At 71.3% G+C, this 14,275-nt stretch carries 12 protein-coding genes; 7 read left to right on the forward strand and 5 right to left on the reverse strand.

The window, feature by feature from the left end; all coding sequences use genetic code 11:
* Window positions 1–63: 63 nt before the first annotated feature.
* The gene (locus tag ETD96_RS28160; RefSeq protein WP_138639515.1) at window positions 64–1,479 is read right to left on the reverse strand and encodes an LCP family protein; all 1,416 of its coding nucleotides are present in this window, start codon (window positions 1,477–1,479) and stop codon (window positions 64–66) included.
* A gap of 116 nt (window positions 1,480–1,595) precedes the next feature.
* Entirely contained in the window at window positions 1,596–2,435 is an 840-nt protein-coding gene (locus tag ETD96_RS28165) for a TIGR03089 family protein (RefSeq protein WP_138639516.1), read from the reverse strand.
* A 123-nt stretch (window positions 2,436–2,558) separates the two neighbouring features.
* Here ETD96_RS28165 and ETD96_RS28170 point away from each other — a divergent pair, with 123 nt between their 5' ends.
* Genes ETD96_RS28170 through ETD96_RS28180 form a run of 3 tightly spaced genes read left to right on the forward strand, consistent with a single transcriptional unit; the run spans window position 2,559 to window position 6,821 of the window.
* Window positions 2,559–4,619 carry a hypothetical protein gene (locus ETD96_RS28170; protein ID WP_138639517.1) on the forward strand — a complete coding sequence of 687 codons (2,061 nt, stop codon included), beginning with the start codon at window positions 2,559–2,561 and terminating at the stop codon, window positions 4,617–4,619.
* A gap of 40 nt (window positions 4,620–4,659) precedes the next feature.
* Window positions 4,660–5,715: a glycosyltransferase family 2 protein gene (locus ETD96_RS28175; protein ID WP_138639518.1), complete on the forward strand. Its 1,056-nt coding sequence runs from the start codon at window positions 4,660–4,662 to the stop codon at window positions 5,713–5,715.
* A 17-nt stretch (window positions 5,716–5,732) separates the two neighbouring features.
* Window positions 5,733–6,821 (forward strand): glycosyltransferase family 4 protein, encoded by a 1,089-nt coding sequence (locus ETD96_RS28180; RefSeq protein WP_138639519.1) that lies wholly within the window; start codon window positions 5,733–5,735, stop codon window positions 6,819–6,821.
* Here the strand turns inward: ETD96_RS28180 and trxA are convergent.
* Window positions 6,796–7,119: a thioredoxin gene (gene trxA / locus ETD96_RS28185; protein ID WP_138639520.1), complete on the reverse strand. Its 324-nt coding sequence runs from the start codon at window positions 7,117–7,119 to the stop codon at window positions 6,796–6,798. The genes ETD96_RS28180 and trxA overlap by 26 nt on opposite strands.
* Window positions 7,116–8,084: a lysylphosphatidylglycerol synthase domain-containing protein gene (locus ETD96_RS28190; RefSeq protein ID WP_240808284.1), complete on the reverse strand. Its 969-nt coding sequence runs from the start codon at window positions 8,082–8,084 to the stop codon at window positions 7,116–7,118. The genes trxA and ETD96_RS28190 overlap by 4 nt, the downstream gene beginning before the upstream one ends.
* 65 nt (window positions 8,085–8,149) lie before the next feature.
* On the opposite strand from ETD96_RS28190, the gene ETD96_RS28195 reads away from it, so the two are divergent.
* The 4 genes from ETD96_RS28195 (at window position 8,150) to ETD96_RS28210 (ending at window position 12,675) form a co-directional block, all read left to right on the forward strand.
* The gene (locus tag ETD96_RS28195) at window positions 8,150–8,854 is read left to right on the forward strand and encodes a class I SAM-dependent methyltransferase (protein WP_138639521.1); all 705 of its coding nucleotides are present in this window, start codon (window positions 8,150–8,152) and stop codon (window positions 8,852–8,854) included.
* Window positions 8,855–8,977: 123 nt separating this feature from the next.
* The gene (locus tag ETD96_RS28200; RefSeq protein ID WP_138639522.1) at window positions 8,978–10,126 is read left to right on the forward strand and encodes a glycosyltransferase family 4 protein; all 1,149 of its coding nucleotides are present in this window, start codon (window positions 8,978–8,980) and stop codon (window positions 10,124–10,126) included.
* A gap of 31 nt (window positions 10,127–10,157) precedes the next feature.
* Window positions 10,158–11,225, forward strand: a complete 1,068-nt coding sequence (gene manB, locus ETD96_RS47695) for a mannose-1-phosphate guanylyltransferase (RefSeq protein ID WP_138639523.1) — start codon at window positions 10,158–10,160, stop codon at window positions 11,223–11,225.
* A gap of 52 nt (window positions 11,226–11,277) precedes the next feature.
* Entirely contained in the window at window positions 11,278–12,675 is a 1,398-nt protein-coding gene (locus ETD96_RS28210; RefSeq protein WP_138639524.1) for a serine/threonine-protein kinase, read from the forward strand.
* A 5-nt stretch (window positions 12,676–12,680) separates the two neighbouring features.
* Here ETD96_RS28210 and ETD96_RS28215 read toward each other — a convergent pair whose 3' ends face one another.
* Window positions 12,681–13,076: a hypothetical protein gene (locus tag ETD96_RS28215; RefSeq protein WP_138639525.1), complete on the reverse strand. Its 396-nt coding sequence runs from the start codon at window positions 13,074–13,076 to the stop codon at window positions 12,681–12,683.
* Between the last annotated feature and the right edge of the window lie 1,199 nt (window positions 13,077–14,275).

The raw sequence follows: 14,275 nt of genomic DNA on the forward strand, positions 1-14,275 counted from the left end.
CGGCTCCGGGAGGCGGCTCGGCTCCGGGAGGCCGGCTGGGGTAGGTCATGAGGCCGTCCGGGGTCAGGTGTCGCAGATGTTGTCGCTGGCCCGGATCTCGCCCTCCTGCTTCGGGATGCCGGCGCCGGCGCTCTTCAGGACCGTCCAGTTCCGCCCGACGACGAGGTCGACGACGCCCGGCGTGCCGCCCTTGCGCGCCGTCGGCTGGGGCTTGCTCGGGATCAGATCGGCGAGCGTCTGGGCCTGCTGGTCGGCACCGGCACCGTACAACACCTTGGTGGCCGGGGTGGCGGCCGGTGCGTTTCCGCCGACCGTCACCTGGAAGCCCTGCGACTCCAGGTCGTCGGCGACGCGCCCGGCCTGCCCTTGGACGCCGCTGCCGTTGTAGACGCGCACCCGCACCTGGCTCGGCGAGATCTTCGGCGTCCCGGCCTTCGGCTCCTTCGGGACGGTCTTGTCGTTGCGGACCGCCGCGAAGAACGGCTGCGCGGCGTCCCGGAGCGCGACGCGGTTCGGGTCCTGCGGGTCGGGGCCGGACGGGACGGTCACGAACCGCAGCTTGCCGGAGGTCATGCCCTGCATCTCGCGGGCGATGTCCATCATGACGTCCGGGGTCAGCTCCTCGTCGGTGGTGAGCGACTTGGTGACCGCGTTCATCAGCGTGTAGAGCTTCTTCGGGTTGCTGAGCACGCCGGCGCTCATCGCCTGGTTGGCGAGCGAGCCCATGAACTTCTGCTGGCGCTTGATGCGGTCGGTGTCGGAGCCGTCGCCGAGGCCGTGCCGGACGCGCACGTACGCCAGGGCCGTCTCACCCTTGATCTTGTGCGGGCCCTTGCCCAGCCGGAGCCCGGACTTCGGGTCGTTGACCGCCTTCGGCAGGCAGACCGGCACGCCGCCGACCGCCGTGGTGATCGTCTTGAACCCGGTGAAGTCGACCTGCATGAAGTGGTCGATGCGGATGTTGGAGATGCTCTCGATCGTCTTGATGACGCAGGCCGCGCCGCCGTTGGTGAACGCCGAGTTGATCTGGGCGCGGGACTGCGCCGCGATCGTCTCGCCCTTGCGGCCCTTGCAGGACGGCATCGGGATCATCAGGTCGCGGGGGAAGCTGATCCCCATCGCCTGCCCGCCGCCGGGCGACAGGTGCAGCAGGATCATCGTGTCGGAGCGGGGCAGTTCGTTCTTCAGCCCGCGCCCGTACTTGCCGTTGGACCCCGCGCGGGTGTCGGACCCGAGGAGCAGGATGTTCATCGCGCTGTTCAGCTTCTTCGGCCGGTTGGGGCCGAGCTGCGCGTTGACGTCCTCGTGCGAGATGTTCCCGAACGCCTTGCGGTACAGGCCGTAGGCCGTCAGGGAGCCGGCCACCATGACCGCCGACAGCCCGATGCACACCCATCCGAGGATGCGCCAGCCGCGTCGCGGCGCCGCTTGGGGATCGGCGTCGTCGACGTACTCCATGTACATCGGGTTGCTGTTCATCGGCTCCGTGGTCCGGGGTCTCAGCGGTTCTTGGGGGCGTGGGGGGTGATGGTCCCCCACACGGGATCGCCCGCTTTCCGGGGTCGGGGTCTGGACGAGGGCAAGGAGAGCGTAGGTCAGGAGAGCCGGTACGGGGACCCGGATCCGTCATTCGGACCCGGCGTGCCGGCCACCACCGTCACATGCTCCACGGTCAGGCGTTGATCTAGGATGGCTTTGTCAAAGTTTCGTTGAATTATGACGGAAGCACCCGAGGCTAGTGGTGCGAGTAGACCCGCCAGTACCCCCTCCAGTGTGGTGAACGGCACGTCAACCAACAGGCGGTCGCGTGCGTCCAGCTCCCATTTCTCGGCGGCCTCGCGGGCGGCGGCCACCAGCTCGCCCTGGCCGAGTGTGGTCTTTGTCACACTGAGCGCGGGAGCCTCCGGCGTCACCTCCGCCCCGGGCGTGAACCGGTCGCCGTGGCCGCGGACCTCGTCGGCGTAGTCGGTCACGCCGGGCGGGCAGTCGGTGAGCGGGCCGCCGAGCGCGTGCAGCGACAGCCCGACGATCTCCTCGGCCTCCGTGTCGCCGACCACGTCGTCCAGCACCTCCTGAGCAGCCGCCAGGATGTACGGCCCGGAACCGCCCACCGGTTCGCCGGCGCGGCCCTTCACCGCCTCCGGGTCGACCGGTTCGGCGACGACGCCCGCCGACCAGCAGGCCATCAGCCACACCGCCGTCTGCCAGTGCGGCGGCAGCACGAGCACGGCGCGGGTGCCCGGCTCGGCGCCGAGCCCGTCCACGAGGAAGTTCGCCGTCTTGGCGACCCAGTTGTCGAACGTCTTCGCGGACAGCTCGACGCGCTCCCCGGTCGCGTCGTCGTAGAAGGTGACCAGCGGGTTGGCGGGGGCGTCCGCCACCCGCCGCCGCAGCAGCTCGGCGGGCGTGGCCGCGCCCGGGTCGGGTTCGCTCATGGCCCGAGCGTATGCCCGCATGATCGCCCGAGGCCCACCACCCGCCGGGTGCCGCTACGCTCCGCACGGGTGGACGACCACCCGCACACACCATTTCTGCGCACACCGACTCGGGGCGGGACGATGAACGCTGGCCGGCTGCTCGTCCGCGTCACGGTCGCCCCGGCGCTGCTCGTGGTGGCGTGGCTGGCGGTGTCGCTGCCGCTGCTGCTGGCGGGCGTGTTCCGGCCGGTCCCGGCGATCGCGCTGTTCGTGCCGGTCGCGGCCGCGGTGCTGTGGTTCGGCCTGCGCTCCCGTCCCGGCGTGGACGAAGCCGCGAAGCGGGGGAGCCTCAACGCCCCCGGCGGCGTGGAGTCGGTGCCGCGGTGGGTCACCTGGAGCGTCCTCGCGATCACCGTCGCGTTCCTGGTGCTCCAGGTGGTGATGTGCGCGGAGCAGATCGTCGTCCGGCGCGACCCGGCGTCCTACGTCCAGTTCGCGACGTGGCTGGCCGAGCACGGGTCGCTGCCCATCCCCGAGTCGGCGGCGGCCTTCGGCGGGCGCGACCCCGTCCTCGGGTTCGCCAGCCCCGCCTTCTACCAGGACGGCGGCGCGGTCGTCCCGCAGTTCATGGCGGGCATGCCGCTGATCCTCGCGCTCGGCGGCTGGCTCGGCGGCACCCACGGCATCCTGCTGATGGCGCCGCTGCTCGGCGCGTGCTGCGTGCTCGCGTTCGCCGGGCTCGTCGCGCGGCTCGCCGGCCCGCGCTGGGCGCCCGCCGGGGCGCTGCTGCTCGCGCTGACGCTGCCGATGCTCTACGTCTCGCGCAGCACGTTCAGCGAGCTGCCCGCGATCGTCCTGCTGCTGGGCGGCCTGTCGCTGCTGTACGACATGCGCCGCGACGAGGGACGCGGCGCCGACCTCAAGGCGTTCCTGGCGGGCGCGGCGCTCGGGATGATCGTGCTCGTCCGGATCGACGGGCTGCGGGACGTCCTGCCGGTGCTCGTGTTCGCCGGCCTCCTCATCGGGCGCAGGCGGCGCACCGGCTACTGGGTCGCCGGCGGGCTGCTGCTCGGCACGGCCGCCGGCCTGGTCGAGGGCTTCACGCTGTCGCGGCCCTACCTCTCTTATCTGGGGTCGTCGCTGAAGCCGCTGCTGGCGATCAGCGCGGCGATCCTCGTCGCCACCGTCGCCATGGTCGTGCTGCTGCGCGCGGACCGCACGGGCACGCGGCTGCGGCGGCTCGGCACGGCGGTGGCGCGCGGCCGGCTGCCCGGCGTCGCCGCCGTCCTCACCGTGCTGGTGATGGCGGGCTTCGCGGTCCGGCCGCTGGTGCAGACCGTCCGCCGGGTGCCCGCCACACGCGACGACCAGCTGAACGTCCAGTTCATCGAGACGATCCAGCGCATCCAGCACCTGCCGGTGGACGGCACCCGCCAGTACTCGGAGCTGTCGCTCTACTGGGTCGTCTGGTACATCGGCGTCCCCGCGCTGCTGTTCGCGACGCTCGGCGCGGCGCTGCTGGTGCGGCGGCTGCTGCGCGGGCAGTCGCCGGAGTGGCTGCTTCCCTACGCGATGGTCGTCTGGACGACCGCGCAGGTGCTGCTGCGGCCGGGCATCACCCCCGACCATCCGTGGGCGTCCCGGCGGCTGATCGGCCTGGTCATCCCCGGACTGCTGCTGTTCACCGTGTTCGCGTGCGCGTGGACGGTGCGGCGCGTCCGCCGCGTCGGGTACGGGCCGAAGATGGTGAACCGGGGCACGGTCATCGGCGTCGCGCTGATGCTGGTGCCGATCGTGCTGACGTCCGGCGGGTTCCTGGTGAGGCGGACCGAGCAGCACGAGGTGGGCGCCGTGCGCGGCATGTGCGACGCGCTGAAGCCGCGCAGCTCCGTCGTGGTGGTCGAGCAGTCCACGGCCGACCGGTTCCTCCAGGTCGTGCGCGGCATGTGCGGGCTGCCCGCCGCGCGGGTGAGCGGCGGCGCCACGACCGCCGACGTGCGGCGCGTCATCGCCGGCGTCACCGGGACCGACCGGCGTCCGGTGATCATGGCGGCGAAGCGGGAGCAGGTCGCCCCCTACGGCACGCCGGAACGCGTCCTCCACGTGCGGACGCGGCAGGACGGGCGCACCCTCGCCAAGCCCCCCGGCGGGACGTGGGGACTGTCCATGGAGGTCTGGATCGCGGAGCCGTCCGCGCCTTAGCGGCTGCCGAGGTTCGGCGGGGCGAGTATCCTCGCGCTGCGTGAGCACCCAGTCTGCCGAGCCGACGACCGAGACCGCGACCGCGACCGCGCCCGCCGCGCAGCCCGCGGCCGAGCCCGTCCAGCCCGAGGCCGCCGCGCAGCCAGAGGCCGCCGCGCCGCCCGAGCCCGCGCCCGAAGCCGCGCCCGCGCCCGAACCCGGGGCCGGGCCCGTCCACGTCACGATCGTCCTGCCCTGCTACAACGAGCAGGACCACGTGATCGCCGAGGTCGAGCGCATCTGCAAGGCGATGGACGCCAGCGGCAAGACCTACGAGCTGCTGGCCGTCGACGACTGCTCGACGGACGACACGCTCGCCCGGCTGCGCGAGGCGGAGCCGCGCTTCCCGAACATGCGGGTGATGGCGTTCCAGCACAACAGCGGCTCGGGCACCGTCCGGCGCATCGGCTCCCAGCAGGCCCGCGGCGACATCGTCGTGTGGACGGACGCCGACATGTCGTACCCGAACGAGCGGATCCCCGACCTCGTCGACGCCCTCGACACCGACCCGTCCATCGACCAGGTCGTCGGGGCGCGCACCACCGAGGAGGGCACGCACAAGGTGCTGCGCGTCCCCGCCAAGTGGTTCATCCGCAAGATCGCCGAGCGGCTCACCAACTCCAAGATCCCGGACCTGAACTCCGGGCTGCGCGCGTTCCGCCGCGAGGTGTCGCTGCCGTACCTGCGGCTGCTGCCGCCCGGGTTCTCCTGCGTCACCACGATCACGATCGCGTTCCTGTCGAACCAGCACCCGGTCCGGTACATGCCGATCGACTACGCCAAGCGGGCCGGCAAGTCCAAGTTCCACTTCACCAAGGACGCGTACCGCTACATCCTGCAGGTGCTGCGGATGGTGATGTACTTCAACCCGCTCAAGGTGCTGATGCCGCCCGCGCTGTGGCTGATCCTCATCGGGCTCGGCAAGGGCGTGTTCGACATGGTGGTGCACTTCGGCTACTTCGCCAACAACACCATCATGATCTTCGTGACCGGGTTGATCATCGCGTCGCTGGCGCTGCTCGCGGACCTGATCGTCCGGTCCCGCGGCGACGTCTAGCGGTGGCGTCCAGCGGCATGCGCATCGCGATCGTCGGGCCGGCGTTCCCGTACAAGGGCGGCGGCGCCCGGCACACGACCGAGCTGGCGCACCGGCTCGCGGCGGCCGGGCACGACGTCGCCATCGAGTCGTGGCGGGCGCAGTACCCGTCGTTCCTGTACCCGGGGCAGCAGACGATCGCCGAGCCGGAGGGCGAGCCGTTCCCCGGCACCCGGCACCGGCTCGACTGGCGGCGCCCGGACGGCTGGTGGCGGACGGGCCGCGCGCTGCGCTCGCACGACCTGGTCGTGCTGGTGGTGCTGAGCACCGTCCAGGTGCCGTCCTACCTGGGGATTCTCTCGGGCATTCGGCGGGGGACGCGGGTGGTGGCGTTGTGCCACAACGTCCTGCCGCACGAGCGGAAGCCCTACGACGAGCCGCTGATGAAGCGCCTGCTGCGGAAGGTGGACGGCGTGCTCGTCCACACCGAGGCGCAGGCCGAGGTCGCGCGCGGCCTGACGAGCCGTCCCGTGCGGGTCGCGGAGATGGCCGCGCACCTGCCGTCGGGCGGGGCCGCCGCACCGGGCGACGAGAAGGTCCGCCGGCGGCTGCTGTTCTTCGGGATCGTCCGCCCCTACAAGGGGCTGGACGTCCTGCTGCGCGCCCTCGCCGAAGGCCCGGACGACGTGTCGCTGACCGTCGCGGGCGAGTTCTGGGGCGGGCTCGACGAGACCCGCGAGCTGATCGGTTCGCTCGACCTGACCTCGCGGGTCGAGCTGCGTCCGGGGTACGTGCCGGCCGCCGACGTTCCGGGATTGTTCGCCGCCGCCGACGCGCTCGTCCTGCCGTACCGGACGGCGACCGCCTCGCAGAACGTCTGGATGGCCCACGAGCACGGCCTGCCGGTGATCGCCACCGACGTGGGCGGCTTCGCCGACCAGGTCAGGGACGGCGTCGACGGGCTGATCTGCGCGCCGGACGACGTCGCGTCACTGGCGGGCGCGCTGCGCCGCTTCTACGAGCCGGGGGAGCCGGAGCGCTTGCGCTCCGGCGTCCGCCCGGTCGACCACGGCCCGCTGTGGGCCGCCTACGTCGACACCCTCACAGGTGGCCTTCGAGCTCCTTGAGCAGGGCGCGCTTCGGCTTGGCGCCGACGATCTGCTTCACGGCCTCGCCGTTCTTCACGAGCAGCAGCGTCGGCAGGCCCATCACGCCGTAGGAGTTCGGCGTGTTCGGGTTCGCGTCGTAGTCCATCTTCGCGATCTTGAGCTTGCCGTCCTTCTCCTGCGCGATCTCCTCCAGGATCGGGGCGATCATGCGGCAGGGCCCGCACCAGTCGGCCCAGAAGTCGACCAGCACCGGGATGTCGCTCTTGAGGACCTCGTCCGCGAATGTCGCGTCGGTCACGGTGATCGGGGCCGTCACGGTCCCTCCTTCGTAGGCTGCGTACCCGTCACAAGCGCCTCGGAGGGCGGTTCATTCCCCGCGTCCGGCGCCGTACGCCCCAGCAGGAACGCGACCCCGGCGTTGATCAGGTCGGCGGCGGTCAGCAGCACCCGGGACGCGATCGCGACCACGACCGGCGCGCCCGCCGGCAGCACCGGCGTCAGCACCACCGTCAGCGCCGCCTCCCGCGCCCCGATGCCGCCCGGCGCGATGAAGACCAGGAACCCGGCGACGAACGCCAGCGCGTAGGCGCCGGTCGCGACGAACGGCAGGCCCGCGCCGTCGCCGCCCACCGCCATGCACAGCAGCCAGGTGTGCACGCCGAACAGCGCCCAGCCGAGCACCGTCCAGCCGATGGCCTTCAGCGTCGCGGCGAGGCTCACCGGGTGCTCCAGCGGCGGGCGGCGGATGAGCTTGAGCATCGTCCCGAGCGCCCACGTCACGATCTTCGGGTGCAGCAGCACCAGCAGGACGGGCGCCAGCAGGAACAGCCACCAGTACTCGTCCCGCGCGGCCGCCGACGTCAGCGGCAGCGTGACCGCCGCGACGGCCAGCCCGCACGCCGTGGACGTCGCCACCGCCAGCAGCGTCGAGCCGAAGCTGCGCTCCGGCGGCACCTTGTGCTCGCGGGTCATCTCGATCTGCGTGACCAGCGCCCACACCTTGCCCGGGACGTACTTCCCGAGCTGGGAGATCCCGGAGATCCGGAAGATGGCGCGCACCGGCAGCGGCGACCCGAGCCCGGCGAGGAACTCCCGCCAGCCGAGCATCCAGACGAAGAGCCCCGCCAGCCCCGCGGCCAGCGCCGCGGCGAGCGTCGCCCAGGACATCTGCTGGAACGCGCGGACCGTGTCGTCCCACTGGGACGCCACGCTGTAGCCGCAGAACGCCAGTGCCAGCAGCACCAGCAGCACCCGCAGCGCGCGCACGGCGACGACCTTCATCTTCACGCGCCCAGCGTAGGCGAACGCGGCCTCCCACCCGCGCTCTCGGCCTAGAGTTGGGGACGATGAAGATTTCGGATGTGGTCGCCTTCATGGGGCACCAGGTGCACGTGTGCCGGTACCGGGAGGCGGGGACGCTGCTCGGCTGGATGGGACGCGACCTGCGCGGCAAGCGCGTCCTCGACGTCGCGGGCGGTGACGGGTACTGGGCCGGGCAGGCGCGCAGGCGCGGCGCCGACGCCGTCTCGATCGACCTCGCCCGCGGCAAGATGACCTACGGCCGGACCCTCGCGCACGCGCCCGCGCTGATCGAGTGCGACGCCCTCAGGCTGCCGTTCGCCGACGGCTCGTTCGACGCGGTCCTGTCGGTCTGCGCGATCGAGCACTTCGACGACGGCGGCAAGTCCCTGGACGAGATGGCGCGAGTGCTGAAGCCGGGCGGCCAGATCTTCATGTCCGCCGACGTCCTCAGCCGCGCCGACGCCTGGCCGAAGCTGCGCGACGCGCACAAGGCCAAGTACCACGTGCAGCACACCTACACCCACGAAAGCCTGCGCAAGCTGATGGACGAGCGCGGCCTCGACCTCGTCCGGCACAGCTACCAGTTCCGCACGGCCGCCACGGAGCGCCTCTACCTGTCGCTTTCCACCTACGGCGGAAAGGTCGGCTTCAACGCCGCCGCGCCGCTGACCCCGCTCGTCGCCCTCGCCGACCGCAAGGCACCGAACGAGCAGGGGAGCATTGTGCTCGTCCAGGCGCGTAAGAGATAGCGGTCGGGTAAGAGGGCCATCGTGAATCGCGTGGAACGAGGTCACCCGAGCGCCCGCCCGGCGGGCGTAGGCTCGGAACGTAAAGAGTGATCTACGCCACCGCGCTGGATGGGGGAGTGGACCGTGGCGCCTCGAATTCTCCTCGACGCCACCGCCGTGCCTGCCGACCGCGGCGGGCTCGGCCGGTACGTGGACGGGCTCCTGACCGCCCTGCACGCGCAGGGCGCCGACCTCGCCGTCGCCTGCCAGCGGGCGGACGAGAAACGCTATGAGGGCCTCGTCCCGGGGGCCCGGGTCGTCGCCGGCCCCGCGACGCTGGCGCACCGCGCGTCCCGCCTCGCCTGGGAGCAGTCGGGCCTGCCCCGCGTCGCCGAGAGCGTCGGCGCGGACGTCATCCACCTGCCCGCCTACACGATGCCGGTGGGCGCGGCCCTGCCGACCGTCGTGACGATCCACGACGTCACCCTGTTCGCCGAGCCCGAGCAGCACGACCCGGTGCGCACCTCGTACATCAAGTCGGCGACCCGCAGCGCCGCCCGCCGCGCGACCCGGCTGATCGTCCCGTCCCGCGCGACCCGCGACGAACTGGTCGGCGTCCTCGGCGCCGACCCGGCGCACATCGACGTCGCCTACCACGGCGTCGACCACGACGTGTTCCACCGCCCGTCCGAGGCCGAGGTCAAGCAGGTCTCCGACCGGCTCGGCCTGCACGGCCGCCCCTACATCGCCTACCTGGGGGCGCTGGAGCCGCGCAAGAACGTCCCGAACCTGATCCGCGGCTGGGCCCGCGCCTGCGCCGGCCGCGACGACCCGCCGGCCCTCGTCCTCGCGGGCAGCGGCGGCTGGGACGACGAGGTCGACGCGGCCCTCGCCACCGTCCCGCTCGGGCTGCGCGTGCTGCGCCCCGGCTACCTGCCGTGGCCGTCCCTGCCGGGCTTCTTCGGCGGCGCCCTCGTCGTCGCGCTGCCGAGCCGCGGCGAGGGCTTCGGGCTGCCCGTCCTGGAGGCGATGGCGTGCGGGGCGCCCGTCCTCACCACCCACCGCGGCCCGCTGCCCGAGGTCGGCGGCGACGCGGTCGCCTACACCGAGCCCGACGCCGCCGGCATCGCCTCGGCCCTGACCGCGCTCATCGACGACCCGTCCCGCCGCGCCGACCTGGCCGAGGCCGCGCACACCCGCGCGCAGGAGTTCTCCTGGACGGCCTCCGCTACCGCCCACATGGCCTCATACCAGCGCGCGGTCGCCCAATACACCGCCACTCGCACCCACTAGGCTCTCTCTCCAACCCGGAGAAAGGAACCGAGTGGAAGCGATCCTCCTGGTGGGCGGCCAGGGCACCCGCCTGCGCCCGCTGACGATCTCCACCCCGAAACCCCTGCTGCCCACCGCGGGGGTGGCGTTCCTGGCCCACCAGCTGGCCCGGGCCCACGCGTCGGGCGTCGAGCGGATCGTCTTCGCGACCTCCTACCGGGCCGAGATGTTCGAGGCCGCCTTCGGCGACCACGCCTACGGCGTCGACCTCGCCTACGTCAGCGAGCGCGAGCCGCTCGGCACCGGCGGCGCCATCCGCAACGCGGCGCGCGCGCTGACCTGCGGCCCGGACGACCCCGTCCTGATCCTGAACGGCGACATCCTCTCCGGCCACGACGTCCGCGCCCAGGTGAAGCTGCACGAGGAGGCCGGCGCCGCCGTCACCCTCCACCTCACCGAGGTCGACGACCCGTCCCGCTTCGGCTGCGTCCCGACCTCCCCCGACGGACGCGTCACCGCCTTCCTGGAGAAGACCCCGCACCCGGTGACGAACCAGATCAACGCGGGCTGCTACGTGTTCCGCCGCTCCGCCATCGACACGATCCCCGAGGACGAGGTCGTCTCCGTCGAGCGCGAGACGTTCCCGTCGCTGATCTCGTCCGGCGCCCTGGTCATGGGCCACGTCGAGTCGGCCTACTGGCTGGACGTCGGCACCCCCGAGGCTTTCGTCCAGGGTTCGCGAGACCTCGTCATGGGCGCCCTCGCGTCCCCCGCCATGCCCGGCGACCCGGGCGAACGCCTGACGCTCTCCGGTGCCCGCGTCGCCAAGGGCGCCGTGGTCCGCGGCGGCACCACCGTGGGCCGCAACGCCGTGATCGAGTCGGGCGCCACGGTGACCGGCAGCGTCCTCCTGGAGGACGCCTTCGTCGCCGAGGGCGCCACCGTGCGCGACTCCGTCCTGAGCCGAGGCGCCCGAGTGGGCCCCGGCGCCGTCCTGGACGGCGTGGTCCTCGGCGACGCCGCGGTAGTGGGCCCCGGCAACGAACTGCGCCCTGGCCTGCGCGTCTGGCCCGGCATAGAACTCCCCCCGACCGCCATCCGCTTCTCCACCGACACCTGACCCGCCCCGGGCAGGCACGCTGAGTGGGAGCAGGTGAGCGAGGGGAGCGGCCTTGGCGGAGCAGTGGGCGGGCGGTTTCCGCCTGATCCGGGAGTTGGCCTCGGGCGGATTCGGCTCGGTGTACCTGGGACAGGACGCCTCCGGACGCCGCGCGGCGATCAAGTTCCTGCACCCGCACCTGGCCAACGACCCCCAGGTGCGCCGCTACTTCGCCCAGGAGCTGGTCAACGCGCGCCGGGTCCAGGGCTTCTGCCTGGCCGAGATCCTGGACGCCGACGCCGAGGCGCCCCGTCCCTGGATCGCCACCGAGTACATCGACGGCCCCACCCTGGCCCAGGCGGTCCGCGAGCACGGCCCCCGCACCGGCGGTGACCTGCAGCGCCTCGCGGTGCAGACCATCACCGCGCTCAGCGCCGTCCACGCGGCCGGGGTGGTGCACCGCGACCTCAAACCCGCCAACATCCTGCTGGGCCCGGACGGCCCGCGGGTGATCGACTTCGGCATCGCCCGCGTGCTGGACGCCGACACCTCCTCGGCCACCCGGATCGGCACCGTCGGCTACATGGCTCCCGAGCAACTGGAGGGCACGACCCTGGGGCCGTCGGCGGACCTGTTCGCCTGGGGAGCGGTCATGATCTACGCGGCCACGGGAGGCGAGGCGTTCCCCAGCCCGAGCCAGGCCGCCCGCATCAAACGCGTCCTGACCGGCTCGCCCGAGACCGGCGACCTGGCCGCGCCCTTGCTGGACATCGTCCTGGCGTGCATGGCCAAGGACCCCGCGGAGCGTCCCACCGCACGCCAAGTCCTGGACATGCTCATCACCGGCCGTGCCACATCCCCGCCGCCTGAGAACACCCGGTTCGACTACACCGACACCAGCCCCGTCCTGGACCCGGCTTCCTGGAACAACCGCGACACCGATTCGACGCCCTTCACCGCAGACGCCCTGCTCGCCCGCAGGTTCACCGATGAGAAGGGCGTCGAGTTCACCCTGGTCGGTGCCGGCGCCAGACCGTGCGGCCAAATGGTCACCGGCGATGGGCCGCTCACCGCCAAGGAAGTGTTCGAGGAGATCACCGCCCACGGTTGCACGCAGGTGATGGCAGGGCTCTACGAAGAGCGGGCTTCCCGTCCCGCGACCGGCCGTCCCCTCCGGGTCTCAGTCTCGATCTTCCCTTTCCCGGACGACGCCACGGCCAGGACCATGTGCGACTACCTCAACGGCCTCGCGCGCTGGCACCTCACCACATGGCACCAACCGGACGGAGCCGACATCAGGCCCCTCATCCCGGGCCGCCAGTACTATCGCCACTCGCGCAACCGGGTGCACTTCCGCTACCTGGTCACCGTCATGGCCTACCGCTCCGACCTCACCAGAGACGGCGACCTTGAGCCGTGGCTGACCGCGGCATCCGAGGAAGCCGCCAACTCCGCCGGCCCGCAAAGCTGACCGCACTATCGAGAACTCCGCAATGCCGCTCCGATGGAGTGGGCGATGCGCCGCGTATCGCGGTCGGCGGCCACGTCACCCAGCCCGCTGCCGGCATCCACGGTCCCCGGCTGGGAGTAGTCCAGCCCCTCCCAGGCGATCACGATGTTGACGTTGCCGAGACGGCAGTAGAGGTACCGGCCGCTCATGGCGTATTTCTGGCCGGGATCGTCCGGGAGCGCGCTCATCGCGTTCTTGCGCGAGATGCGGAAGCCGAGGCACTCGTCCGCGATGCCGGGGACCTCCGTCGCCTTGCTCGTGCGGATGGTCTGCCTGCCTTCCCGCACGTCATCGTCCGCGAGAACCGTCCGGACGTAAGCGGCCTTTTCCCGGGCCTGCGTGACGCTCGCCTTCCTGGTCACTTCGACGGTCAGGTTGCGGTTGTGTCGAAGGTCGAAGACCTTCCACGAGAAGAACTGCTTCCCCGTCCGGTCGTTGAAGGGATCACGCCACTACCTGCCCTTGGCGACGTCCGGCGGAAGCGATCCGGCGACCAGCCCAGCGACGTCGGGAACCTTCAGGAAGAGACCGGCGCCATCCCGTACAACGGCGGCTGCGGAGGCGCGGGAGTGGGAGGCGCCATCCGGGGTCCCTCCGGAAGAGCCGCACGCCGCGATCCCAACCGAGGTGGCTGCTACTACCAGAATTCTGGTGGCCTGCCACAAAGTGAGAGGACGGCCACCACGGACAGCGGCGTGCATCATCACCCACCGAGTGCTCGTGGCTTCACTGGGCTGAGAAAGCACGCCTCACAGTACTCACCGTCCCGCCTCGACTGCATACGAACTCTGAGGCGGGCCGGCGCGGGAGGCGGGTGGTGGCCAGGGTGCCTTTTTCATCCTTGGGTGAGTAGAACGGCGATGGCCTTGACGAGGTGGCCGGCCTTGCCGGGGCCGCGCTCCGCCTAAACGGATGAAAAAGGTCAGTGGTGCTGTGACATCAAATCGAGTGTGGTGTTCCGGTATACGGCTGGACACGCCGAGAACCGGATCCTCAGCGCTTTGGCGTGGCTGGTGTGTTCCGAATGGCCTGTTCCGTGTTCGTGGAATTGTGGTGGGGGCGGCGCTGCGTACGGGGCCGCCCCTCCAAAGTCAAGGGCGCCTTCGGCGTCGCTTCGCGATGGGACTCCGTCCCACCCTTGACTTCGGAGCCTCTGCGGCCCCTGAGTGCAGCTTTCGTCGGGCAGGCTCCGCCTGCCCTCTGCCCGACGCGCCGCCCCCACCCCAACCAGAAACACACAAGTGAACAAAGTGCAGGCCATCAAATCGAAATGCCCGAAATGAGCCTTTCGAGAAAACGGGCGAGAGCCGATCAAGGAAGCCCAAAAGAATCATGGTGGATTTTCGATTCGAAAGGACGAAGTGGCGTCCGGCCGGATATCATAAGGCTATGAGTTCAATCGCGGTCGACCTCGATGCCGCGTCCACCATGGAACAATGCCGTTAAATTAGCCTGACCGTCAGGGTGTTATCCACATATCCACAGGCGTCGCAGGTCCATGTGGAGTTCGTGAAAGCGATTGAAGCCTCGCTTGCGGAGGCATATGTTGCCGATGTGCCTG

Source organism: Actinomadura geliboluensis (genome assembly GCF_005889745.1).
GTDB classification, from domain to species: Bacteria; Actinomycetota; Actinomycetes; order Streptosporangiales; family Streptosporangiaceae; genus Spirillospora; species Spirillospora geliboluensis.

What these genes read in the sequence shown, in the direction of transcription:
- ETD96_RS28180 (WP_138639519.1), top strand. Translation starts at nt 5,733, where the DNA reads ATGCGCATCGCGATCGTCGGGCCGGCGTTCCCGTACAAGGGCGGCGGC.
- ETD96_RS28160 (WP_138639515.1), bottom strand. Translation starts at nt 1,479, where the DNA reads ATGAACAGCAACCCGATGTACATGGAGTACGTCGACGACGCCGATCCC.
- ETD96_RS28170 (WP_138639517.1), top strand. Translation starts at nt 2,559, where the DNA reads ATGAACGCTGGCCGGCTGCTCGTCCGCGTCACGGTCGCCCCGGCGCTG.
- ETD96_RS28165 (WP_138639516.1), bottom strand. Translation starts at nt 2,435, where the DNA reads ATGAGCGAACCCGACCCGGGCGCGGCCACGCCCGCCGAGCTGCTGCGG.
- ETD96_RS28195 (WP_138639521.1), top strand. Translation starts at nt 8,150, where the DNA reads ATGAAGATTTCGGATGTGGTCGCCTTCATGGGGCACCAGGTGCACGTG.
- ETD96_RS28190 (WP_240808284.1), bottom strand. Translation starts at nt 8,084, where the DNA reads ATGAAGGTCGTCGCCGTGCGCGCGCTGCGGGTGCTGCTGGTGCTGCTG.